Origin of the sequence: Brenneria roseae subsp. roseae, assembly GCF_003115845.1 — a bacterium.
GTDB lineage: Bacteria > Pseudomonadota > Gammaproteobacteria > Enterobacterales > Enterobacteriaceae > Brenneria > Brenneria roseae.
The window spans coordinates 238,011-259,691 of record NZ_KZ819028.1; the positions used below are offsets into that span (position 1 = coordinate 238,011).

Here is a 21,681-nt window from a genome sequence, read left to right on the forward strand (position 1 = left end):
GGAAGCTCCTTATTGGGTACGTAAGCGCGGATCTAACGCCGCATTAAGGACATCCGCCAAAAATGTCAGCCCGATATAAAACACTGAAATAATCAATACGATGGCCTGCACCACCGGGAAATCATTACGGGAGATGGAATCCCACGCCAGTTGCCCCAATCCCTGTAGCGCGAAGATGGATTCAATCACCACCGAGCCGCCCAACATAAAGCCCAGTTCAACCGTGGCCAGCGCCACCACGGGAATGATGGCATTACGCAGACCGTGTTTCACAATCACCTTGAAGGTGCTCAGCCCTTTTGCTCGTGCGGTACGGATATAATCCGAACCCAGCACATCCAACATGCCGGAGCGGGTCAGACGCATCAGCGACGGCATTGCGTAATACCCTAATGCCACCGCCGGTAACACAAAGTTGTGCCAGCTGGTGTTCCCTGCCACTGGCACCCATTTAAGCCCAACGGCAAAGATGAGAATCAGGATCAGGGCGAACCAGAAGTTCGGCATGGCCTGACCGATAACCGAAATGAAAATGGAGCATCTGTCGATCCAGGTATCACGAAACACCGCCGCCAGTACGCCAAGCGGTATTGCCACAACCAGCGCAAGCAGCAGGGAAACCACGCCCAGTTTGAGCGTAACCGGCATTCTTTGGCCAATCAGCTCCATGACCGTATTTTCAAAATAGAAAGAACGCCCGAAATCGAAATGCAACGCCGACCACATCCAGTGCATAAACTGCGTGGTTAACGGCTGATCCAAACCATATTGCACCCGGATACTTTCAACCACGTCAGCGGACGCATCAGGCCCTGCTATAGCCGCCGCCAGATCGCCGGAAAGGTTCAAGAGAGAGAAACTGACTACTGCGACGGTAAACAGCACCGCCAGCGCAACCAGAAGCCGATGTAAAATGTAGATAATCATGAACGGTTCCTCGTTCTCGCCAGATGCCTATGGAAACCGGGAACCAATACGATGATTGATTCCCCGGCAACGTGTTACTTCCAGCTGGCCAATGCAAAACGCGGCAATTCATCCGGCCAGCTATCGAAGTTCAGATCGGAGGTAAACGCATAGTTTGTTGAATAGGAAAACAAGGGAGCCAGATAGGCCTGAGAAGAAATACGACCCAACAAGTCGGCATATTGCGCATTACGCTGTTTGGGATCGATAGTTTGGTCGGCTTTTTCCAACATGCCGGTGACTTCGGCGTCCTTCCAGATATCATCGCCCTGACCGCCAAAGTAAGGCGTGACAAATGCGGAAGCATCGTTAATAGAGTACGATCCCCAGGTACGTATTCCGATTGGCGCTTTACCGGAAATCAGATCGGCCGACATCACCGTATATTGCACATAATGCAGGCGGGCGCGGATACCGACTTTGCGTAAATCACCGATGATCGCTTCAGCATAATCACGTTCACGATAAGCCCAGATATCAGTATCAAAACCATCGGGATAGCCCGCTTCGGCCAACAGCTGTTTAGCCTTTTCCGGGTTGTAATCGTACTGAATCACGTTGCTGGTATTACAGGCTGTCTGAGCATGGAAACAGGCGGAATAAACCGGCTGACTGCCGCCGCGCACCAGATTATCGACAATTCCCTTACGGTTAATGGCGTAGTTAATCGCCTGACGGACGCGCAGATCCTTCAACGGCGCGCCTTCGGGACCATTGGCATTGGTGTTCAGCGCCAGGAAGCCCACCCGCATGGTTTCGCCGCTCTTCACCGTGACGTTTGGCATCACTTCCAGTGAGGGCATTTGATCCGCAGACACCCGCCAGATCCAGTCAACTTGCCCGGTCATCAACTGCGCCAGCCGGGTTTCCGGATCGCGGATAACAACAAATTTCAGATTGCCGATTTGGGGTTGTCCGATCGGGCTATCTTTAAAGTAGTCGGGATTCTTTTCCATCGTGACACCCTGGCCCGGCGTAACGCTGGTTATTTTGTACGGGCCGGTACCGATAGGCGCTTTGCTGAAACCCGCCAGTTTGACCTGTTCGAAATATTTGGCAGGAAGAATCGGCGTTGGACCGGACAAATACTCCAGTGCCGCCGGGAACGGTTTCGTCAGATGCAGCTTTACCGTGTAATCATCCACCTTCTCGGTTTCTTTTATCCAGTTAACGCTCTGCGGCATCACCGAACCAGTATTATCGCCGGCAATATTTTTAAAGGTATAAACCACATCATCAGCGGTAAAATCATCGCCATTATGGAACTTGATGCCTTTACGCAAACGAAGCACTAATACTTCCGGCGAATCCCATTCCCAGCCAGCCGCTAACTGAGGTTCGTATTCACCGGTTTTGGGATCGCGATATATCAGACGGTCCCATACCAAATTTGAAAGAATGACGCCTTCACGCAGGGTATTGTGATAAGGGCTAACATTCTCTACCTCGTTATCCGAGGCATAAACTAACGTGTCGTTTTGTTTTCCCGCATAGCTGTGTGATGCGAAACCCATCAGTAACGCGGATAAAGCATATTTCTTTATCAGTCTTGCCAGGGAACGAGTCATGCTATTCTCCATACCATCAATGAAAAAATAAAATAGCGATACCCCATAGATTTCAAGATGCAGTAAGGCAGCTATCGTGCCCCCGGACGTTGAGACAACGCAGTGACCGGGATGGGTGGCAAACTGCCGCTACGCCTGCAACGAGAAAGATGAAGGGTAAATGTTGAGTCTCCACGATGTATTCATTGCAAGACTGAAGCCAATCGACGGTTTATATCCTTACTGATTTTAGGCGATACCTTTCTAAAAATAAGAAACCGCAGGCGTGACGTGCTTTATTTTTGAATACTGCTTGTCAATAAATTAAAAACTCAATTTTTAATATAAGATTTTCTTTTTTACTCACGGTTCGCTGATAGTGCATGTCATGTTGATGTTGCACTATATAAAAGCAAAACCGGGTTATTGCACTGAAAAAAATACCGGGGCGATTAAATATAAAAATAAATTATATTTAGACCGTAAAACGGATTTAACGAAAGAAGAAACATGGAGAGTAAATATTTTTACTACCACAAAAAATGCGTTTATCAAGCTCATTCAAAATAGCATGTATTTATCTTACACCGACGCATTTCTCTAACATAAAGAGCTGAAAAAAGAAAAACGCCCGGCAATGAACCACACCTCAAAAGTTGGACACCAACTGATTAAAGCGCAGTTCATTGCCGGGCGTTTTTCAGAACAAACAACGGCGAATAATATTATTCGCCGTCACTGTCCTTCGCGTCTTTCGCATCCTTTGCAATCAACAGCTTTTCCAGTGCGTCGCCACCCAGATGGCGGAAATCCTGTCCTTTAACGAAATAGAAGATAAATTCGCAGATATTCTGACAGCGGTCGCCAATACGCTCGATGGAGCGGGCGCAGAATAACGCCGTCAGCACGCTTGGAATGGTACGGGAGTCCTCCATCATGTAAGTCATCAGCTGACGTACAATGCCCTCGTATTCCTTATCGACTTTCTTATCTTCACGGTAGATGCGAATCGCTTCATCCAGATCCATACGGGCAAAGGCATCCAGTACATCGTGCAGCATTTGCACCGTGTGCCGTCCCAGAGATTCCAGATTAACCAACAGCGGCTGGTGCTGATGAGAGAATTTCTCCAGCGCGGTACGGCATATTTTATCAGCCACATCACCAATGCGTTCCAGCTCGGAAATCGTCTTGATGATCGCCATAACCAGACGCAAATCACTGGCGGTAGGTTGGCGCTTGGCGATAATCCGCACGCAGGCTTCATCAATGGCCACTTCCATCATGTTAACCTTGGCGTCGGCTTCCACCACTCGCTGAGCCAGTTCCCCATCCTGATTATGCATCGCGGTGATGGCATCGGTCAGTTGTTGTTCCACCAGCCCGCCCATGGTCAATACCTGGGTTCGGATATGTTCCAGTTCCGCATTAAACTGACCGGAAATATGTTTGTTCAGATTCAGGTTATCCATAATGCTTCCTAATCAACCGTAACGGCCGGTGATGTAATCTTCAGTCTGTTTCTGCCGTGGTGCAGTAAACAGGGTGTCAGTATCGCTGAATTCAATCAGTTCACCCAGATACATAAACGCAGTATGGTCCGAGCAACGCGCCGCCTGCTGCATGTTGTGGGTAACAATAACCACGGTGTAATCTGTTTTCAGTTCAGAAATCAGCTCTTCAATTCTGCTGGTGGAGATCGGGTCGAGCGCAGAGCAGGGTTCGTCCAGCAACAGAACGTCCGGACGAATCGCAATACCACGCGCAATACATAAACGCTGCTGCTGACCACCGGACAAGCTGTACCCGCTCTGGTGCAACTTGTCCTTGGTTTCATGCCACAATGCCGCCTTGGTCAGCGCCCACTGCACACGTTCATCCATATCTGCACGGGAAAGTTTTTCAAACAGCCGCACGCCAAACGCAATATTGTCGTAAATCGACATGGGGAACGGCGTCGGTTTCTGGAAAACCATACCGACTTTCGCACGCAGCAGCGCGATGTCCTGCTTATCCGTCAGGATGTTATTGCCATCCAGCAGAATATCGCCTTCGGCGCGCTGCTCCGGGTAAAGCTGATACATTTTATTCAGGGTTCGCAGCAGCGTGGACTTTCCACAGCCGGAAGGACCGATAAATGCCGTAACCTGATTAGTGGCAATATCCAGCGTAATATCTTTTAACGCGTGATATTTCCCATAATAGAAATTCAGATTACGGACCTGGATTTTGCTGGTGGATGTCTTTGTCGCCATACTCATCAAGACTTCTCTCTTTTACACCGGCGCTGCCAGGCAACGCCTTGAATTTGTTTAATGTTTCTTGGCAGAAAAAATAACGCGCGCCAGAATATTAAGCAGCAGAACACACAGGGTGATCAGCAGCACGCCAGCCCAGGCCAACTGTTGCCACTCCACAAACGGACTCATGGCAAATTTGAAGATGGTGACCGGCAGGTTAGCGATAGGGTGCATCAGATCCGTACTCCAGAACTGATTCGACAGCGAGGTGAACAGCAGCGGTGCGGTCTCCCCCGCAATACGCGCTATCGCCAGCAAAATCCCTGTCATAATGCCGGACACCGAGGCTTTCAACGTGATGGCAGAAATCATTTTCCACTTCGGCGTACCCAGCGCATAGGCCGCTTCACGCAGGCTATCCGGCACCAGCTTGAGCATGTTTTCCGTGGTGCGGATAACAATCGGAATCTGTAACAGCGCCAGTGCAATCACCCCGGCCCAGCCGGAGAAATGTTGCATTTTTGCCACTACCAGCGTGTAGACGAAAAGCCCGACCACAATTGACGGCGCCGAGAGCAAAATGTCGTTAATAAAACGGATCACTTCAGCAATCCAGGATTTACGACCATACTCCGCCAGATAGATACCGGCCATAATACCAAGCGGCGTCCCTATCACCGTGGCCCACAAAATCAGCAATCCGCTTCCGACAATAGCATTCGCCAATCCGCCACCGGCGGTATTAGGCGGTGGCGTCATTTCGGTAAATAACGCCAGCGACATCCCGTCAACCCCTTTGGTAATGGTTGAGAACAGGATCCAAACCAGCCAAAACAGACCAAAAGCCATGGTGATCATCGATAAACACAGCGCGATACGGTTCTTATTCCGCCGCCAGGCCTGCATTTTTAGCCGTGAACGCGCCAGCTCCGCTTCTTGTTCCATGCCTAACGCAGTCATCAATGCGCTCCTTCATTTTTTGTCAGACGCATAATCATCAATTTTGAACACGCCAGAACAATAAAGGTAATCACAAACAGGATCAGACCCAGTTCCATCAGCGCCGCCGTATGCAGACCTGATTCGGCTTCAGCAAACTCATTGGCCAATGCCGACGTAATACTGTTGCCCGGCATATACAGCGATGCGCTATCCAACTGGTAGGTATTACCGATAATGAAGGTCACCGCCATGGTTTCCCCCAACGCGCGTCCCAATCCCAGCATAATGCCGCCAATCACGCCATTTTTGGTATAAGGCAGAACAATGTGCCAAATCACTTCCCAGGTGGTGCAGCCAATACCGTATGCGGACTCTTTCATCATCACCGGGGTTTGTTCAAACACATCACGCATCACCGCAGCGATATACGGAATAATCATGATGGCCAGAATCACGCCAGCCGCCAGAATACCGATACCAAAAGCCGGGCCAGAGAATAGCGTTCCCAAAATCGGAATACCCGACAGCACATTACCCAACGGCTGCTGGAAATATCTGGCAAACAACGGAGCGAAAATGAACAAGCCCCACATGCCGTAAACAATACTCGGGATGGCGGCCAGCAACTCAATGGCAACGCCCAGAGGACGCTTCAGCCAGTTGGGCGCCAGTTCGGTCAGAAACAGTGCGATCCCGAAGCTAATGGGGATCGCAATAATCAGAGCAATTAGTGAGGTAACAATTGTGCCGTAGATCGGCACCAGAGCCCCGAATTGTTCGGCAGGCGCATCCCACTCCTTCGTCCACAGAAAAGCAAAACCAAACTTTTCAATGCTGGGCCAGGACGCCACAATCAGGGAAACAATAATGCCCCCTAACAACAACAGCGTTATCAACGCAGCCAATTTTACCAGCGCGCCAAAAATGATATCGCCGTGTTTTCCAGGGGCTTTGATAGTTGGCTTATACTCAGCCATGCGTCTCTCTTCTCGATTTAACTGCATTTGATAGCACAGAAGCTGCTTAAGGCGGAGAGGTTATGCCACCTTCCCGCCCTGATACAACCTTTAACCTTTCAGCGAACGTCCTTGCAATCCAGCGCAAAGAATATCGAAGAAATAATTTTAATATAATGCTTTACCGCTGCTGTCTTTTACCTGCGTTTTCCATGCGGCACGAATTTGCTCAACGACTTCGTTAGGCAGCGTGGCATAATCCAGCGCCGTGGCTTGCTCGCCACCTTTATTATAAGCCCAGTCGAAGAACTTCAGCACTTCAGTCCCTTGCTCCGGTTTTTCCTGTGCCGTTTGTACCAGGATAAAAGTGGTAGAAGTGATTGGCCAGGCATCCGCGCCTTTCTGGTTCGTCAGATCCTGAGCAAAAGATTTGCTCCAATCCACGCCTTTAGCGGCATTACTGAAGCTGGCGCCGGTCGGGCTGACAACGTCGCCGTCTGCGGAAACCAGTTTGGTGTAAGCCAGGTTATTTTGCTTGGCGTAAGCGTATTCCACATAACCAATGGACCCCGGCAGACGCTGCACGAACGCCGCGATACCATCGTTGCCCTTGCCACCCAGACCAGTCGGCCAGTTTACGGTAGAACCCGCGCCAATCTTCTCTTTCCATTCAGGGTTAACTTTCGCCAGATAGCTGGTGAACACGAAAGATGTACCGGAACCGTCCGCACGACGAACGACAGCGATATCCTGATCCGGTAGTTTGGCATTCGGATTCAATGCCGTAATAGCAGGATCGTTCCATTTTTTGATTTTGCCCAGGTAAATATCACCCAGCGTTTTGCCGTCCAGCGTTAAATCGCCAGATTTGATACCCGGAATGTTTACTGCCAGCACCACACCACCGATAACGGTAGGGAACTGGAACAAACCGTCCTGAGCTAATTTGTCGTCAGTCAGCGGAGCATCAGATGCACCGAAATCTACGGTTTTGGCAATAATTTGTTTTACACCACCTGAAGAGCCAATCCCTTGATAGTTAACTTTATTACCAGTTTCCTTTTGATAGGTGTCAGCCCATTTAGCGTAAACTGGCGCAGGAAATGTCGCACCAGCGCCGGTGAGGTTGGCAGCAGCAAAAGCGGATACCGCTGTCAGTGAAAAACTTGCCGCAACGATACTGGCAATTGTGGTACGCATCAGTTTCATAATCCCTCCTGTGGGATACTGGAAGTGTAGACCCAGAGTCGTTATTAATCAGAGTGTAGTTTGCAGGAGGAAAAATAGGACAATTCAGTGACAGTAAAATGTACTTAATGTGACGGTTTTATGACAAGGAAATAGAAATCGGCAGAATTCGGATAAAACCAGCCAGAGTCGGAACCCGGCTGGGGAAAGACGTTACAACCAGTGAACCTGGTTATTACCATTTATTGCCAACGACTGAAAATCAGCGATGTATTGATACCGCCAAAAGCGAAGTTATTGGACTGTATGTAATTAGTATCAATATGGCGCAACTCACCCATGATGTAATCCAATTCACCGCAATCTTCCGCCGGTTGCTGTAGATTAAGCGTTGGCGCAAACCAGCCTTCACGCATCATCTCAATACTCATCCAGGCCTCCAGCGCACCGCAAGCGCCCAGCGTATGGCCAAAGTAGCTTTTCAACGAAGAGATGGGCGTCGATTTACCGAAAACGGCGGCCGTTGCCTGACTTTCAGCGATATCGCCACGATCGGTTGCTGTTCCATGAGCATTAATATAACCAATGTCGCTGGCTTGCAATCCCGCGCTGCGCAGTGAACCTTCTATACAAATCTGCATTGTTTCCCGCTGTGGCTGAGTAATATGTGCCGCATCACAGTTAGTATAAAAACCAACCAACTCGGCATAGATGGTCGCGCCACGCGCCAGAGCATGTTCCAGTTCTTCTAGCACCAACGTTCCTGCTCCTTCACCAATCACCAGTCCATCGCGGTTAGCATCAAAAGGCGACGGCGTGGTTTCCGGGGCATCATTACGTTGGCTGGTGGCAAACAGCGTATCAAACACCGCCGCTTCCGATGGGCACAACTCTTCCGCTCCACCTGCCACCATTACGGTCTGGTAGCCGTGGCGAATCGCTTCCCAGGCATAGCCAATCGCCTGACTACCAGAGGTACAGGCGCTGGATGTGGGAATAACACGGCCGCGCAGTCCGAAAAACAATCCCGCATTCACTGCCGTAGTGTGCGACATCATCTGAACATAAGTTGTGCCGGTAATGTTATTGGTATGCTTTTCAGTCAGCATAGTGGCGAACTCGCTGACAGGGCCGGTGCTGCCCGTTGAGGAGCCGTAGGCGATACCCGTTTCTCCATTGGTTAATACCGGATGCCCCAGCAATCCGGCCTGCTCCAGCGCAAGTTCGGTCGCGCGCGTCGCCATTAGCGACACTCGCCCCATAGATCGAATACGTTTCCGGGTGTAATGTTCCGGCAGAGTAAAATCATCAATCGGCGAACCCAGTTGCGTATTTAGTCCGTCATACACCCGCCACTCAGGCATCTTACGTATAGCATTTCGCCTCTCACGAAGACGGTTAGACACGCTTTCCCAGGATTCACCAAACGCGGTCACGCCGCCCATTCCCGTTACGACCACACGACGCATCACAGCATCCCTCCATTAATAGAAATCACCTGACGCGTCACGTATCCCGCGATATCCGACATGAGATAACTCGCCAATCCCGCAACTTCATCCGCCTGTCCCATGCGTTTCATCGGGATTATTTTCATCGCCTCTTCGACGGCCATCGGTTCCATTTGGATCATGCCAGTATCAATCAATCCGGGAGCAATACAGTTGACGGTAATTTTCCGCTTTGCCAGCTCGATAGCCAACGCCTTGGATGCACCGATAATACCGGCTTTTGCCGCACTATAGTTGACCTGTCCACGATTCCCCATGATCCCGGAAACGGAAGACAAGGTGATGATACGTCCCCCTTTACGCAGGCCAATCATCGGCATCACGCAAGGATGAATCACGTTATAGAAGCTATCGAGATTGGTGTGAATCACGCTATCCCAGGCATTATCGTCCAATGCAGGAAATGCCCCGTCACAGGTAATTCCGGCATTACTGACCACCCCATAATAGGCTCCGTACATCCCGATATCCTGTTCGATAACGGCGCGACATGCTTCACGGTCGGCGATATCGAACCCGACAATTCGCCCTGTTCCGCGATTATCAACAATCTTATTTAAGGTTTCTTCTGCGCCTTTCTTGTCGCGGTGATAATGCACCACGATCGTAAAACCATCTGCCGCCAGACGCAATGCAATGGCTCGACCAATACCTTTACTGGCACCGGTGACTAACACGGAACGCGTCATTGCTGTTTTCCCTGTTCTAAAAGTTGCTGTAATTCACTGTCATCAGGCTGATAGGTATTCAGTCGGCCCGTGGCATACTTTTCACCATCAATCACGATTTCACCGTCAAAACTACCAATCTTTTCATCACGCATCAGCAGTGTCACATAGATATCAAGCCGCGAACCTTCTGGAAAAACATCCTGCTTACAGCGGTAGCCGCGACCGCCCAGCAACATGCCAGGCCGTGGTTTTTTATCATGATTTTGATGATCACCTTGCCGTCGGCGATGCCAGCCAGACCATACCCCGATGGTTTGGGCAATGATTTCAATACCGAACCAGGCGGGCAAATGCCCTTTCTCATCCAGAAACGGGGCCAAAATACTGTCGCTTTTAACCATCACCCGACAATGGGCGTGTTCATCATCAACGTGGATCACTTCATCCACCAGCACCATCGGGTGTTCGTGGGGTAGATAACTCTCGGCTGGCTGATAGTCCGTCGCAGATAAACGGTCCGTCGTAAAATAATCAGTCATTAACCTTCCCCAAAATCAGACAGGCATTATTACCGCCGAAAGCAAAGGAGTTAGACAATATTACCGGACGAGACAGATGACCCGGTTCGTTGAGCAAACCACAGGAGGGTAACGACGCATCTCTGACACTGTGTAAAAAATCCTGCGGCGGTAAAGGCATATCACGCGTCAGCAACAGCCAGCAGATAACCGCTTCACAAATCCCCGCCGCGCCAAGCGTATGACCGGTAAGATATTTGGTCGAGCTACAAGGAACCCGCTCACCAAAAATAGCGTGAATCACTTTTGCTTCAATCTGATCGTTCAGGCGCGTAGCCGTGCCGTGCAAGTTAATATAGCCAATATCTTCAGGCTGGAGCCCTGCATGTTTTAATGCCATGCTAATCGCGCGGACAGCGCCTTCCCCTTCAGGATGAGGCGCCGACATATGATACGCATCGGAGGATTCGCCGATACCTAATACCGCTACACCATCAGACTGAGCGCTTATCAACATAAGCGCCGCCCCTTCGCCAATTGTGATGCCATTGCGCTGTTCGCTGAATGGCAGACAACGCGTCGGCGAGAGAGACTCCAGACTGTCGAAGCCATTGAGCGGCATTCGGCTTAGCGTATCCGCGCCGCCAACGATTGCCGCATCCACCAACCCGGCATCAATCAATCTTTTTCCGCTAATCAGCGCTCTGGCGCTGGAGGAACAGGCGGTAGAAATCGTATAGGCTGGCCCATTCAATCCCAGGTAGGTAGCAAGAAAACGAGAAGGATCGCCAAGTTCCTGCTGCGCATAAGAATAGGTGGACAACGCATAACTGACATAGCGATCGGCTTCGTCCAAACCGGAGGTACTGGTTCCGAGGATGACCGCAACCCGTTCAGCACCAAACGTGGCGATAGCTGCATCCACCTGAGGTTGAATCTGTTGCAACGCGGCCAGAAGCAACCGGTTATTACGGCTATTATGCTCCGTCAGTTCAACGGGTATGTCGGGCAGCACGGCATCGACATTACCTGTCCAACACGGCTTATCATGCAGCAGCCATCCATTGTCAGGACGCATACCTGGCGATGTGCAGCAGGCAAGATTACCTGCCATCTCGTCCAGATTATTACCTAATGCGTTAAGCGCCCCAACGGCGTTAATGTAAATCATGCTAGTCATCCAGATGTTGAATAACGATGTGGTAACCAAATGAAAATTGCTGAACACTAATAGGAACCCGCTGATGATTACGGGTCATATAACGGATTTCAGTAATCAGACTACCGCTGTTATCGCGCAGTTGTCTTTTGTCATCGTTATCCCGCAACGTCCAACCTGCGGGTAGTCGTTCCTGCCACACGGCAATGGGCCAGTGACTTAGCATGATATCCGCCAGCACCTGACTGGCCGGCGGCAACTGCGGTAAGACAATCGACTGCTCGGTATGAATACCCTCGGCGTCATAAGTGACAAGAAACAGCCGGATACCAATCGAAGACAACCCGACAAGCGAAAGCTGCTTATCATCAGCGCTCAACATCACCAGCAGCGACTGCTGCTTTCCTTTAAATGTGCCCGTCAACAATTGCTGCTCACTGACAGACGGCGAAATACCCGGTGCCGGCAGCGTAACTTTCACTCCTGGCTTAAGCCATGCCTGCGGAAGATTGTTATCCTGGTTTTTGCTGGCACAACTGCTCAATAACAGCACGCAGACAAACAAAATGCCGTGTCGCAAGTATTTCATTTTCTTTTCCCTTTTGAATCAGGCAACGCCAGCGGTGCCAGCAAAAAGGCGATAAAAATACCGCTGCACAGCACAATACCAAAGCTACTGATCGCCTGCGTACTGCTAAAAACCAACATGCCGAGCGTCAACAGCGCCACACACATGGCCAACGTAACGGCCAGCAACGAGGTCATCGGCGTTCCACGCGGATTACTGAAAAATAGCGTGTAGTTAATGCCGATACCCAATACCAAGACCAAGGCTAACAGTGAGAATAAATTCAGTGAATGACCACTCAGCGCCAGTATCGACAGTCCTCCCCCCAGGGATAACACGGAAGGCACCACGCTCAGCAGCCCGCGGCGGAACCCCATGCGTATGACGTAACTAAGTGCAATCACCACCAGCGCCGCTGCCAACAACCAACCCAGCATGACGCGATAAAAACCGAACAGTTCGTCGAATGTGTTTTTTCGATCAACCCATTCAACGCCGGGTAATGTTTTTGCCAACCGCGCCAGCTCAGCGCTATTCCTGACACCGCTTACCGGTATCAAAACACCGCTCTGTCCTGCCGGGAGCGTCAGCCACAGAAGTCTCCATCCTTCGCTTATCGGGCTATTCAGCCAGATTTCAGGCGTCACTGACATCGCTTGAGTATTTGGCAACGCAACCTCCGCACCCGCCTCATTAAGACGACCAATCACCGTGGGCGCTGCCGAAGAAATAAGCTGTACATCGCGCTGCTGCTGCGCCAACGACGAGAGCGGTAACAGACGATAGGTGGTTAACCATGCCCGTTGCTGCGCATCATGCAATTTGGGAGCAAGCTTCTCCAATCGCTGTAACGTTTCCTCAGCACTATCGCCATAGACAACAAACCAGGTTTGATCGGCACTCTGCCCCGTCAACGACGTGATCTGGCGCTCCTGTTGCAGGAGAGCCTGCGGCAGCGCCTGCAACTGTGAAATATCATCATTCACTTCCAGCCGCAGCAATCCTGCAACGGAAAGCGCCAATAATACCAGTGGAATCCCAAGACGGACGCTGCGCTGACGTCGCCATGCAGCCAACCAGCACCCCATCAACACTATGGCGGGAACGGGCCTCACCGGTAATCCCTTAACCAGAAAAGGATACCAGCACACCACCGTCAGGCACGAGGCCGTTAGCCCTGTCGCGGCAAATACCGACAATTGCTGTAGACCGGGGAATGGCGCCAGCGCCATCATCAGATAGGCTACGACTGCCGTCCCCAGCGCAAGAAGAAGCGCAGGCAGCACTTTTTTAAGGCTTTCCAATGCGGAGACAGAACCACCATGCACCATACGCTCGGTCAGGTAGTAAAGCGTGTAATCCGCCGAAATACCCACAATACTGATACTCATGACCAGCGTCATCAGATGCAGTTCACCAAATACCAGTAGCGTAAAGATCGTCCCCGCCAATGCACCTATCCCTACAGACAGCGTACACAGCAACAGCGGTCGAAAAGAACGGAACACTGAAAAAATAAGCAGCAGCACACCCGCTACGGTTGCTACGCCGAGGGTGGATATATCCTGCTTTGCCTGCTGGCTGGCATAATTACTGAACAGCACTGTTCCGCGCGTCAACACCTCGGCATTGGGAAATTGCGCGTTGAGCGACACCTTTAACGCATCGAGTTTATCGATAAGCTGCTGATTGCGAGCCATGTCGAATGAGCTCCCATTCAGCTCGCCGTGCAGGAAATACCAGGTTCGACCCTGCGTATCTTTCGCCGTCAGCCAGCCTTGTGATAGTCCCAGTTGACTGGCATTTTGCTGCAACGCCAACTGGGAACCGCGCACCAACATCAATGGGTCATGATTCAATTCCTTGCCGCTTACCCCGGCAAAAGCGGAGTAAAGCTGCGCCAGTACCCAGTCGGCCTGCGCGTTACCGCCGTTTTCCATACGCGCGCGCGTGGCGGGATCGATCAGTCCATTGCGGTGTTCAAAAACAAATTTTCCCCACCGCTGTTGCTGCTCAGCATCAATGGGGCCTTTGACATCATACAAATCAGGAAGCGCTTGTAATTGTTTCAACCACCAATCAGCCACGGCCGGGTTCTCCTGCTTGCCCGACGTGACCAACCACACCATCTGCCGATCGAGACGCTGCATGAAACCTTGCTGTAATTCAGGAGGTATAGCCCCCATCGACTGCCTGGGCAGCAGAGCCAACACGCTGCTGTTAATCTGCGCCTTCGGCAGCAGCAATACCAACGTCACCATCATCGCGATACAACAACCCATCCAGATAAAGGCTGCACGACGCACGTAGTTAGAAAACGAAACGCTGCTGCTCATCATCACTTAATATCCTGGGGGTGAGCTGTTGATTACTAAGGGTAATTCTGGTCATATCTCCCTGACGATCGTCGAGGTCGATACCGTCAAGAAACTCACCGCCATTCAGCGTGATGGTGTTGAACAGCTTATCCAACGGTGATGTCTTCGGCGTTAGCACCAACCGCCACTGCTGATTTCCCCGCTCGGTAAAATCGATCGCAAAGTTCTGCTCCAAAACGCGGCGATCCGCTTGAAACAAGGCCCGCAACAAATGATTGAATTGAAACATCTGCGGATTGTTTTCCGCGGTGACAATCTGGGGCGATTGCCCGTTCATTACCTGAACCATTCTCTTATCGTCCAGAACCATTGTCAGGGGAAATGGCGTCGCCTGATGCCACCATAATCCTTTATCCTGCGCGATCAGCAACTGTCCACTGGATCTGAGCGGTTTCGCCATTCCTTTGATTTCACGCAACTGGGTAAACTCAGCCCGCACAACCGGCTGGCTGCTGAATCTCTGTTGCAGTTCGTCCAGCGTGACGGCCTGCACCACTCCACTCAACAACATCAAAACCGTAGCAATCATCCTTATCATGGCGTCACTCCAAGGCGCTCAAACAAAATGGCGGGAGAAACAAAACTCAGCTCGCGGCTTCCTTCCTGTACCGCTACCTGAATCGTATAACCGGTCGTCGTGCGTTGGTTGCTCTCAGCATCGAAAATCTGATAAGCGATGCGCAAACGATTTTCAATTTCTTCGATCGTAGCTCGGACACGGATACGCTGTTCGTAGCTCAGCGTTGCGCGATACTTCACTCGCGTATCCACCACGGGCCAAACATAGCCCGACGCTTTCATCTCACGGTAGCCATAATTGAATTTGCTCAGCAGGGCCTCGCGAGCCACTTCAAAAAAGCGAAAATAGTTACCGTGCCATACCACGCCCATCGGATCGCAGTCATGAAAAGAAACCGTTAGTTCTACCTCATGGCTTAAGCGGGGATCGTTTAACACTGTTACTCCTTTTTCCCAGAGGGCCGTTCTTCACCAGGCAGGCTCCAGAAATCAAAAAAATTAAACCAGTCGAGGGGGGATTTCAGTGCATAGTGGGCCAGCCGTTCGGCATAACGATCAACCTCCTGCTGCAATGCCTGCTGACGGGTCGCACGCGGTAAGGCAAGAGGATCGGCAAACGGCTCGCAATAAACGCGCAGCTTTTCGCGCTCGCGTATCACAAACATCAGCATTACCGGGCATCTCAGCGCCGCAGCCAGTACAAAAGGGCCCTGAGGGAAAGGCGCTGAGCGTCCCAGGAATAGGCTCCAGATCACCCGGCGCACTCCGCCACGCTGACGATTCACCGCGGTGCGGTCACCCACGATCGCAACCCACTCACCCACCTCCAGCTTTTGTTGCAACATCATGGCGGTGTCCGGACCGATGTCATTGACAGGAATGAGATTCACTCCCGCCTGCGGCGCGATCTCTTCTAATATCTGCTTGAAACGCCGAGAATTCCCGGTGAACACCAACGCATTAATCACCATTCCGCTCACCTGCTGCGCCAGTGCCCGACAAACCTCGATGTCACCAAGATGCGATGCCAGAATCAGCTGCCCTTTTTGCTTCCCCTGCTCAATGACTTCTCTAGAGCCAGGCGCAAAGTCAATATCGCGCCCCCACTGCAAATCCCCGCGCCAGCTGGCGATTTTATCCAACATCGCCTGACCAAAGCGTAGAAAATGGTGATAACTGTTAAGCGGCTTAGGTAATACGATATCGTGCCGTCGCGCGTAATCCCCAATTTGCCGCAGCCATTCCTGCGACGCCCGACGTGACGCACTGCCAGTCAGCCAGTAGAACGCGATCACCGGCCAGAGAAATAGCGTAACCCCTCCACGTCCCAGAAATTGATATACGGCCAGCATAAACCGCATACCCAGCAAGCCCTTGCGCTCCTTTATACCAGCCCAGTGCCGCTGACGGCGCCGCATCAGCAGTGAAGGGATACGCGGCAACATGCCGAAAAACAATCGCGTATGCATCCAGGAAATACGCAGGTTATCGTGCAGAGCATCAAAATGTGATAGACCGTTCTCAGGGTAGATCACCGCCGTATCGACAAAGCGGCTGGGCGTCCCCGCCCAGTAGAGCCGAACCATGATTTCCGTATCAAAATCCATGCGACGGCCTATAGGTTGTCTGGCGGTCAGAGAAAGCGTGGCATCGATAGGGTAGATTCGAAATCCGCACATACTGTCCTTCAACGAGAAGGACAGCGTTTCAATCCAGACCCAAACATGCGTGATATAGCGCCCGTAAAGGCGCGATTTGGGCACAGACGCATCGTAGCGAGGCCGACCGGAGATCAGGCTGTCTGGGTAATGCTTTGCTTCGTCCAACAAACGCGGCACATCTTCAATCTGGTGCTGCCCATCGGCATCCACCTGTAAGGCGTGAGTAAATCCAGCTTGTGCCGCCGCTTCAACGCCACGGATCACCGCTGCGCCTTTTCCACTGTTATGAGTCAGGCGAATCAACGTCACACAGTTGTTTTCCACCGCCAGCTGATTCAGTATCCGCTGTGTTACCGTATCGCTTCCATCATCAACGATGAATATCGGTAGAGAAAACGCCGCCAAACGCGCCAGCACTGAAGACATCATGTCGCCATGGTTATAGCAAGGGATCACGACGCAAGGGGAAAAAGCACCGTTTACTGACATAGTCGATGTTCCGTAGCTGGCGTGAGTTTTATTTTTCCGCTACTGGCGGTTCGCTCAGCGTCCTCGACCAGAATATGGTAGCTAAAGGTCAACCATTGTTTGCTGGCATTCCACGTTAGCATCAGACGCAGCGTATTTTCGGGCAAAATCGGCTGCTGGAATTTGATACTTTCAACAGACGAAAACCGCCAGCCCGTCGCCAATAGCATAACAGCGTAATGCATCACCCAATCCAACTGCGCGATCCCCGGCAATAAAGGCTGATCAGAGAAATGGCCCTTGAACCAGAACAGATCGGGAGCCACCCGCAGTGTTAGCTCTACCTGAGATTCTTCACCTGTGTTTTTTACACCGCTCCGGGCAAGCTCAACGGGTAGCATGAAACAGTTCCTGTATCTGCGGCCAGGCGCGTTTACTCTGGCTATTATGGGGAATGACATCAACGACACGCCAGAAACGCGGCATAGCCAAAGGTTCCAGCCATTTGTGCAACTCATGCCGCCATTGACGCTTTAAGCGTGGCAAATCAGCGATCATGTCCGGTGAGACCAGCACCAGAACCACGCCAATACCGCTACGTTCCGGACGCGTCACCTGTAGCGCGACCACATCAGCAATTTCGGGAAGTTCAAGTAAGCGCCGCTCAATCTCACTCAGGGAGATGCGTTTATCTTCTATTTTCACGATACGATCGTGTCGGCCGCACAGCTGAAAATTTCCTGCATCGTCAAACGCCAACCGGTCATCCAATTTGTGTCCTTGTGGATATGGGATAAGCGCCGACCTGGCCCACCAGTTATCTTGTTCGTCATGCAGCAACGACACGCCAGAGAATAACTGCCAGGGCGTGTCTTCTGATTCCCGAGAACGCCAGGCAAGCACACCCGTTTCCGTGCTGCCATAAATTTCATTGATCGGTTGAGTAAACCAATTCATTGCAGCAATGGCATTTGTCCAAGGCAATGTCCCACCCGCAGAAACAATCAACTGACACGTTGGTGCCACAAGCGCATGATCTATTCGCCGCAAAAAGGCCGGACTGCTGATAAACACGTAACGCCGTTGCCGATTCTGAGCAGTGAGTTGCTCGGTATAAAGCAACTGACGGCTGTCGAAACATAGGCCCAGCGCCATTGGTAGCCAGATACGGAAGGTAAGCCCATACAAGTGCTGATGAGTAACAGAGGCGATAACATCACAGTCTTGCAGGTGAGAAGCCCAGAGATTAGCCAGCCAGTTCGATTCCTCATCCAGGCAGCGTACCGGTTTGATAACCTGACGCGGTTTACCGGTCGAGCCTGACGTAAACAGCACGATAACAGCATCATCCGGTATGGCGGGTAACTCGCTATACGCACCTTCAGCGCTTTCCGTGAGGGTAAATCGCGGACAATCGAGACTCAGCGGTACATCGGTCAACAGGCCGTCAAACTCATCCGCCTGTTCTTGTAATACAGATTGACGGCAATGTCCCGGCACCACCGGAACCTTTCCGGCATGCAGAGCGGCGAGAAGTCCGATCATAAAACGGTAGCTATCTTCAAAGCACAACGCCCAACGTCGCTCACGACGCTCAAGTAGCTGCCGACAAAGGGCAGCAACCTGCTGTTTCAGCATGTCCAGCGTAAACATACTTACGCCATTACTGGCGACAATGCGCTGCGGATCGTCATTATCCGTCAACCAGTCATTGATACCACGGACATCGACACGGTTCATGCGTGTGTTCTTAAACGCTGGCGTATCAACCATTCGCCCCCCATCAACAGCCCCATCAGCACATAGCTGATTATGCCATTCCATAACGTCCACCAATGAATATCGCCGACAAGACAGGTCAGCACGGCAACGCTGCCGTTAAAAATGAAAAACAGGCACCAGATTTGCGTCACGCAACGCGTATAGGCTATCGCCTGAATTGGAAGATCCGGTTCACGAAGGCGGGCAAGGCGTTCCACCAGCGGCATACCGCTGTAAAGCGAGCAACCAAACAGCAGCAGCATGACGCCATTTACCACAACGGGATACCACAGTAACCAATGATCTTCGCGCAATAAAAAACTAGCGACGGAAAGCGCTGCGCCCGTCACAGCCAGTAGCAAAGCCGTCCCTTTGAATAAGTTTCTCTCACCGCGCAGGGTAGCGAAACGCAGAACAAACATCAGTACCAGCGTGAGAAGCAACCAACGGCGATCCGGGTGGGTGATGCTAAACCAGACCAGAAAAGGCCAGGTGAGCATCACCAGCACATTCAGACTGCTTATCAACATGCGCATCACGTTGCTGGATCGTCAGCATTCATGGATCAGCTGTTCTACCGCATCAACAACATCTTGTACGGTACGCACTGACTTAAAGGTTTCCGGTGAAATTTTTCGACCGATGCGTTTTTGCAAATGGACAACCATATCCACTGCATCAATGCTATCCAGCTCAAGATCTTCATAGAGACGGGATTCCGGTTTTATCTCATCCGCATCCAGTTCGAACAACTTAACCAGTAATCCTGTAATTTCCTGATAAATTTCGTTTTTATTCATCATTAACTCATTATTTCACTATCAGGCACTCACAGCGCGCTGGGTGTTGATGAAAGCAGCAAGGGTGGCAACTGAAAAAAAGTGCTGACGCACCTCTTCACTTTCTGCGGACAGAACGACGCCATAACGATTTTTTACCGCCAGCCCCAATTCAAGTGCATCAATCGAATCCAGACCGAGCCCCTCACCAAAAAGCGGTGCGTCCGTTTCGATGTCATCAACGTCAATGTCTTCAAGGTTCAGAGATTCGATAATCATTTCTTTGATTTCAATAAATAAACTTTCCATAGATATTTCCGTATAATGATCAATGTTCTGGTGTTAAAGATTGCTGTAAAAGGCGGTTCAAACGGCGAGCCGCCAAAGAATGCGCCTCTTCAGGCGCCATAAAAATTTGACTGCGAATACGTTCACGCACACTAACGGTAAAATAAGGTTTTTCGGGTGGAATGTGGTACCAGCGGCTTTGTTTTCCCAGCGTCTGCTGACTACAATGAATATGCACCACCCGCAAATCACAGCCGCAACGAACGGCGATATTGGCTGCGCCGCGTTGCAGAACAATGGGTTCTCCATAGCGTGTACGCGTACCTTCAGGGAAAATAATAATCGCATCTCCCTTGTCCAGCCGCTTCTGACAGTCAGGCAGTAGCGCATCGGACCGGCTGTTAAGCAGATAATCTGCAGCACGAATAACGCCGCAGAAAAACGGATTCTTTTGTAAATCCGCTTTGACCAAACAGTCTGCATCCGGCATCACTGAGGCCAACAAAACATAATCGATCAATGTCGGGTGATTGGCGACAACCAGGCAGCCCCTATCGGCTTGTAGGATATCAATACCATCAATGTGGTAATCCAATACACCAAGGCAGCGTGCACTTCGTAAAAAGAAACGGAAGCTGGCAGAGATACTGCGGCGCGCCTGTTGGCGGCGTCGCATGGTGTCACGCTGAACCAGCAACAGATTGAACCATACCAGCGACAGCAGTAAGCCACCAACGCTAAACATCACGAAGCAGCAACCCGTCATCACTAGCCGCCATAAACGGTTTATGTAGGATGATGAACGCGGCACCAGTGACGATTCAGACATCACACCTCTCCCACTGCCAGCCAAGACGATCGCCTGTGATATGAAATATCGGCTGACGGGCGAGAAAGGCATGTAAAAATTGCAAACTTTGCGGCACCCCTTCGTCCTTGCCACCACCACCGACCATCGGATTACAGCAGACCTCGTCTCCATCGCCCAATAACAACGCAACCGCATAAGGATAGCGAGGCATCATGATAGGGATGTGCCGATGGTAAAATTCTGGGATCGCGCCATCGAAATCAACCAGCAGGACATGCTTGTAACCAGCAGCCTGAAGGGCTTTTACTTCAACGAGTCCTTGTTGGAAAGAGTCCTTTCCCGCTGCAATCGACGCGGAAACCAGCGGTGCTTTTGCCACGATGGTCAGACTGCCTACCGCGGCATTGTGTACTGACATGGCAAAATCGGTAGGAGAAATATTGTCGTTGTTTGACAACGCTTTCAGAATGCTCAGGTTGCGCTCCAACTCACCATGACGAGACGTAAACACAATCGCGTCAACTGACTGACGATGCAACAACGCTAATCCGCAGTCCACCGCTAAACGGCTACCATTGTTTAGGCGACGCGCCATCATCATCGGCAACTGACGACATTTATCCAGCGGCCGGGCGGTATCTATCGCAGCCGACTGTCTGGCCCAATTCAACCAATCATCGGTACAGCTGAGGCCGGGTGCGTTGGCCTGCCAGTCAAGGATTGAAAACGCTAATCTCATACCAGTCTTCT

Annotated in this window: 23 protein-coding genes; all 23 read right to left on the reverse strand. The window is 51.2% G+C overall.

Annotation, left to right across the window (positions count from 1 at the left end; all coding sequences use genetic code 11):
* Window positions 1-9 precede the first annotated feature (9 nt).
* Window positions 10-927 (reverse strand): ABC transporter permease, encoded by a 918-nt coding sequence (locus DDT52_RS11675; RefSeq protein ID WP_136156501.1) that lies wholly within the window; start codon window positions 925-927, stop codon window positions 10-12.
* Window positions 928-1,001: 74 nt separating this feature from the next.
* Window positions 1,002-2,534 carry an ABC transporter substrate-binding protein gene (locus DDT52_RS11680; RefSeq protein ID WP_247595518.1) on the reverse strand — a complete coding sequence of 511 codons (1,533 nt, stop codon included), beginning with the start codon at window positions 2,532-2,534 and terminating at the stop codon, window positions 1,002-1,004.
* 704 nt (window positions 2,535-3,238) lie between these two features.
* Window positions 3,239-3,985 carry a phosphate signaling complex protein PhoU gene (gene phoU / locus DDT52_RS11685; protein ID WP_136156503.1) on the reverse strand — a complete coding sequence of 249 codons (747 nt, stop codon included), beginning with the start codon at window positions 3,983-3,985 and terminating at the stop codon, window positions 3,239-3,241.
* Window positions 3,986-3,997: 12 nt separating this feature from the next.
* Window positions 3,998-4,774, reverse strand: a complete 777-nt coding sequence (gene pstB / locus DDT52_RS11690) for a phosphate ABC transporter ATP-binding protein PstB (RefSeq protein WP_109054465.1) — start codon at window positions 4,772-4,774, stop codon at window positions 3,998-4,000.
* A gap of 51 nt (window positions 4,775-4,825) precedes the next feature.
* Window positions 4,826-5,713 (reverse strand): phosphate ABC transporter permease PstA, encoded by an 888-nt coding sequence (gene pstA / locus DDT52_RS11695; RefSeq protein ID WP_136156504.1) that lies wholly within the window; start codon window positions 5,711-5,713, stop codon window positions 4,826-4,828.
* Window positions 5,713-6,672, reverse strand: coding sequence for a phosphate ABC transporter permease PstC (gene pstC / locus DDT52_RS11700; protein ID WP_136156505.1), 960 nt, complete (start codon window positions 6,670-6,672; stop codon window positions 5,713-5,715). The genes pstA and pstC overlap by 1 nt, the downstream gene beginning before the upstream one ends.
* Window positions 6,673-6,819: 147 nt before the next feature.
* Entirely contained in the window at window positions 6,820-7,860 is a 1,041-nt protein-coding gene (gene pstS, locus DDT52_RS11705) for a phosphate ABC transporter substrate-binding protein PstS (protein WP_136156506.1), read from the reverse strand.
* Window positions 7,861-8,081: 221 nt separating this feature from the next.
* A complete protein-coding gene (locus DDT52_RS11710; RefSeq protein ID WP_136156561.1) occupies window positions 8,082-9,308 on the reverse strand; it encodes a beta-ketoacyl-ACP synthase in 1,227 nt (408 codons plus the stop codon).
* Entirely contained in the window at window positions 9,308-10,039 is a 732-nt protein-coding gene (locus tag DDT52_RS11715) for a 3-ketoacyl-ACP reductase FabG2 (RefSeq protein ID WP_136156507.1), read from the reverse strand. Before DDT52_RS11715 ends, DDT52_RS11710 begins: the two co-directional genes overlap by 1 nt.
* Window positions 10,036-10,560, reverse strand: coding sequence for a hotdog family protein (locus DDT52_RS11720; RefSeq protein WP_136156508.1), 525 nt, complete (start codon window positions 10,558-10,560; stop codon window positions 10,036-10,038). Before DDT52_RS11720 ends, DDT52_RS11715 begins: the two co-directional genes overlap by 4 nt.
* Window positions 10,553-11,710 (reverse strand): beta-ketoacyl-[acyl-carrier-protein] synthase family protein, encoded by a 1,158-nt coding sequence (locus tag DDT52_RS11725; protein WP_136156509.1) that lies wholly within the window; start codon window positions 11,708-11,710, stop codon window positions 10,553-10,555. The genes DDT52_RS11720 and DDT52_RS11725 overlap by 8 nt, the downstream gene beginning before the upstream one ends.
* A gap of 1 nt (window position 11,711) precedes the next feature.
* Entirely contained in the window at window positions 11,712-12,287 is a 576-nt protein-coding gene (locus DDT52_RS11730; protein ID WP_136156510.1) for a DUF3261 domain-containing protein, read from the reverse strand.
* Complete coding sequence (locus tag DDT52_RS11735) at window positions 12,284-14,605, reverse strand: MMPL family transporter (protein WP_136156511.1); 2,322 nt, start codon at window positions 14,603-14,605, stop codon at window positions 12,284-12,286. Before DDT52_RS11735 ends, DDT52_RS11730 begins: the two co-directional genes overlap by 4 nt.
* Window positions 14,577-15,182, reverse strand: coding sequence for a LolA family protein (locus DDT52_RS11740; RefSeq protein ID WP_136156512.1), 606 nt, complete (start codon window positions 15,180-15,182; stop codon window positions 14,577-14,579). The genes DDT52_RS11735 and DDT52_RS11740 overlap by 29 nt, the downstream gene beginning before the upstream one ends.
* Window positions 15,179-15,601, reverse strand: a complete 423-nt coding sequence (locus DDT52_RS11745; protein WP_136156513.1) for an acyl-CoA thioesterase — start codon at window positions 15,599-15,601, stop codon at window positions 15,179-15,181. The genes DDT52_RS11740 and DDT52_RS11745 overlap by 4 nt, the downstream gene beginning before the upstream one ends.
* A gap of 2 nt (window positions 15,602-15,603) precedes the next feature.
* A complete protein-coding gene (locus DDT52_RS11750; protein WP_136156514.1) occupies window positions 15,604-17,313 on the reverse strand; it encodes a glycosyltransferase family 2 protein in 1,710 nt (569 codons plus the stop codon).
* Complete coding sequence (locus tag DDT52_RS11755) at window positions 17,304-17,693, reverse strand: ApeI family dehydratase (protein ID WP_136156515.1); 390 nt, start codon at window positions 17,691-17,693, stop codon at window positions 17,304-17,306. The genes DDT52_RS11750 and DDT52_RS11755 overlap by 10 nt, the downstream gene beginning before the upstream one ends.
* Window positions 17,680-19,032 carry an AMP-binding protein gene (locus DDT52_RS11760; protein ID WP_136156516.1) on the reverse strand — a complete coding sequence of 451 codons (1,353 nt, stop codon included), beginning with the start codon at window positions 19,030-19,032 and terminating at the stop codon, window positions 17,680-17,682. The genes DDT52_RS11755 and DDT52_RS11760 overlap by 14 nt, the downstream gene beginning before the upstream one ends.
* Entirely contained in the window at window positions 19,029-19,589 is a 561-nt protein-coding gene (locus tag DDT52_RS11765; protein ID WP_210732705.1) for a COG4648 family protein, read from the reverse strand. Before DDT52_RS11765 ends, DDT52_RS11760 begins: the two co-directional genes overlap by 4 nt.
* A 15-nt stretch (window positions 19,590-19,604) precedes the next feature.
* Entirely contained in the window at window positions 19,605-19,856 is a 252-nt protein-coding gene (locus DDT52_RS11770; RefSeq protein WP_136156518.1) for an acyl carrier protein, read from the reverse strand.
* Between the two features lie 18 nt (window positions 19,857-19,874).
* Window positions 19,875-20,141, reverse strand: a complete 267-nt coding sequence (locus DDT52_RS11775) for a phosphopantetheine-binding protein (protein WP_136156519.1) — start codon at window positions 20,139-20,141, stop codon at window positions 19,875-19,877.
* A gap of 19 nt (window positions 20,142-20,160) precedes the next feature.
* The gene (locus DDT52_RS11780; RefSeq protein WP_136156520.1) at window positions 20,161-20,949 is read right to left on the reverse strand and encodes a lysophospholipid acyltransferase family protein; all 789 of its coding nucleotides are present in this window, start codon (window positions 20,947-20,949) and stop codon (window positions 20,161-20,163) included.
* Entirely contained in the window at window positions 20,942-21,670 is a 729-nt protein-coding gene (locus tag DDT52_RS11785) for a beta-ketoacyl synthase chain length factor (RefSeq protein WP_136156521.1), read from the reverse strand. The genes DDT52_RS11780 and DDT52_RS11785 overlap by 8 nt, the downstream gene beginning before the upstream one ends.
* Window positions 21,671-21,681 lie beyond the last annotated feature (11 nt).

Bases quoted from the DNA above. Each gene is read 5' to 3' on its own strand.
- DDT52_RS11780 (WP_136156520.1), bottom strand. From the start codon at position 20,949: ATGTCTGAATCGTCACTGGTGCCGCGTTCATCATCCTACATAAACCGT.
- pstA (WP_136156504.1), bottom strand. From the start codon at position 5,713: ATGACTGCGTTAGGCATGGAACAAGAAGCGGAGCTGGCGCGTTCACGG.
- DDT52_RS11770 (WP_136156518.1), bottom strand. From the start codon at position 19,856: ATGATGAATAAAAACGAAATTTATCAGGAAATTACAGGATTACTGGTT.
- DDT52_RS11785 (WP_136156521.1), bottom strand. From the start codon at position 21,670: ATGAGATTAGCGTTTTCAATCCTTGACTGGCAGGCCAACGCACCCGGC.
- DDT52_RS11720 (WP_136156508.1), bottom strand. From the start codon at position 10,560: ATGACTGATTATTTTACGACGGACCGTTTATCTGCGACGGACTATCAG.
- phoU (WP_136156503.1), bottom strand. From the start codon at position 3,985: ATGGATAACCTGAATCTGAACAAACATATTTCCGGTCAGTTTAATGCG.
- DDT52_RS11775 (WP_136156519.1), bottom strand. From the start codon at position 20,141: ATGGAAAGTTTATTTATTGAAATCAAAGAAATGATTATCGAATCTCTG.
- DDT52_RS11760 (WP_136156516.1), bottom strand. From the start codon at position 19,032: ATGAACCGTGTCGATGTCCGTGGTATCAATGACTGGTTGACGGATAAT.
- DDT52_RS11740 (WP_136156512.1), bottom strand. From the start codon at position 15,182: ATGATAAGGATGATTGCTACGGTTTTGATGTTGTTGAGTGGAGTGGTG.
- DDT52_RS11675 (WP_136156501.1), bottom strand. From the start codon at position 927: ATGATTATCTACATTTTACATCGGCTTCTGGTTGCGCTGGCGGTGCTG.
- DDT52_RS11735 (WP_136156511.1), bottom strand. From the start codon at position 14,605: ATGATGAGCAGCAGCGTTTCGTTTTCTAACTACGTGCGTCGTGCAGCC.
- pstC (WP_136156505.1), bottom strand. From the start codon at position 6,672: ATGGCTGAGTATAAGCCAACTATCAAAGCCCCTGGAAAACACGGCGAT.
- DDT52_RS11715 (WP_136156507.1), bottom strand. From the start codon at position 10,039: ATGACGCGTTCCGTGTTAGTCACCGGTGCCAGTAAAGGTATTGGTCGA.
- DDT52_RS11755 (WP_136156515.1), bottom strand. From the start codon at position 17,693: ATGCTACCCGTTGAGCTTGCCCGGAGCGGTGTAAAAAACACAGGTGAA.
- DDT52_RS11750 (WP_136156514.1), bottom strand. From the start codon at position 17,313: ATGTCAGTAAACGGTGCTTTTTCCCCTTGCGTCGTGATCCCTTGCTAT.
- pstB (WP_109054465.1), bottom strand. From the start codon at position 4,774: ATGAGTATGGCGACAAAGACATCCACCAGCAAAATCCAGGTCCGTAAT.
- DDT52_RS11680 (WP_247595518.1), bottom strand. From the start codon at position 2,534: ATGACTCGTTCCCTGGCAAGACTGATAAAGAAATATGCTTTATCCGCG.
- DDT52_RS11710 (WP_136156561.1), bottom strand. From the start codon at position 9,308: ATGCGTCGTGTGGTCGTAACGGGAATGGGCGGCGTGACCGCGTTTGGT.
- DDT52_RS11765 (WP_210732705.1), bottom strand. From the start codon at position 19,589: ATGCGCATGTTGATAAGCAGTCTGAATGTGCTGGTGATGCTCACCTGG.
- pstS (WP_136156506.1), bottom strand. From the start codon at position 7,860: ATGAAACTGATGCGTACCACAATTGCCAGTATCGTTGCGGCAAGTTTT.
- DDT52_RS11730 (WP_136156510.1), bottom strand. From the start codon at position 12,287: ATGAAATACTTGCGACACGGCATTTTGTTTGTCTGCGTGCTGTTATTG.
- DDT52_RS11725 (WP_136156509.1), bottom strand. From the start codon at position 11,710: ATGATTTACATTAACGCCGTTGGGGCGCTTAACGCATTAGGTAATAAT.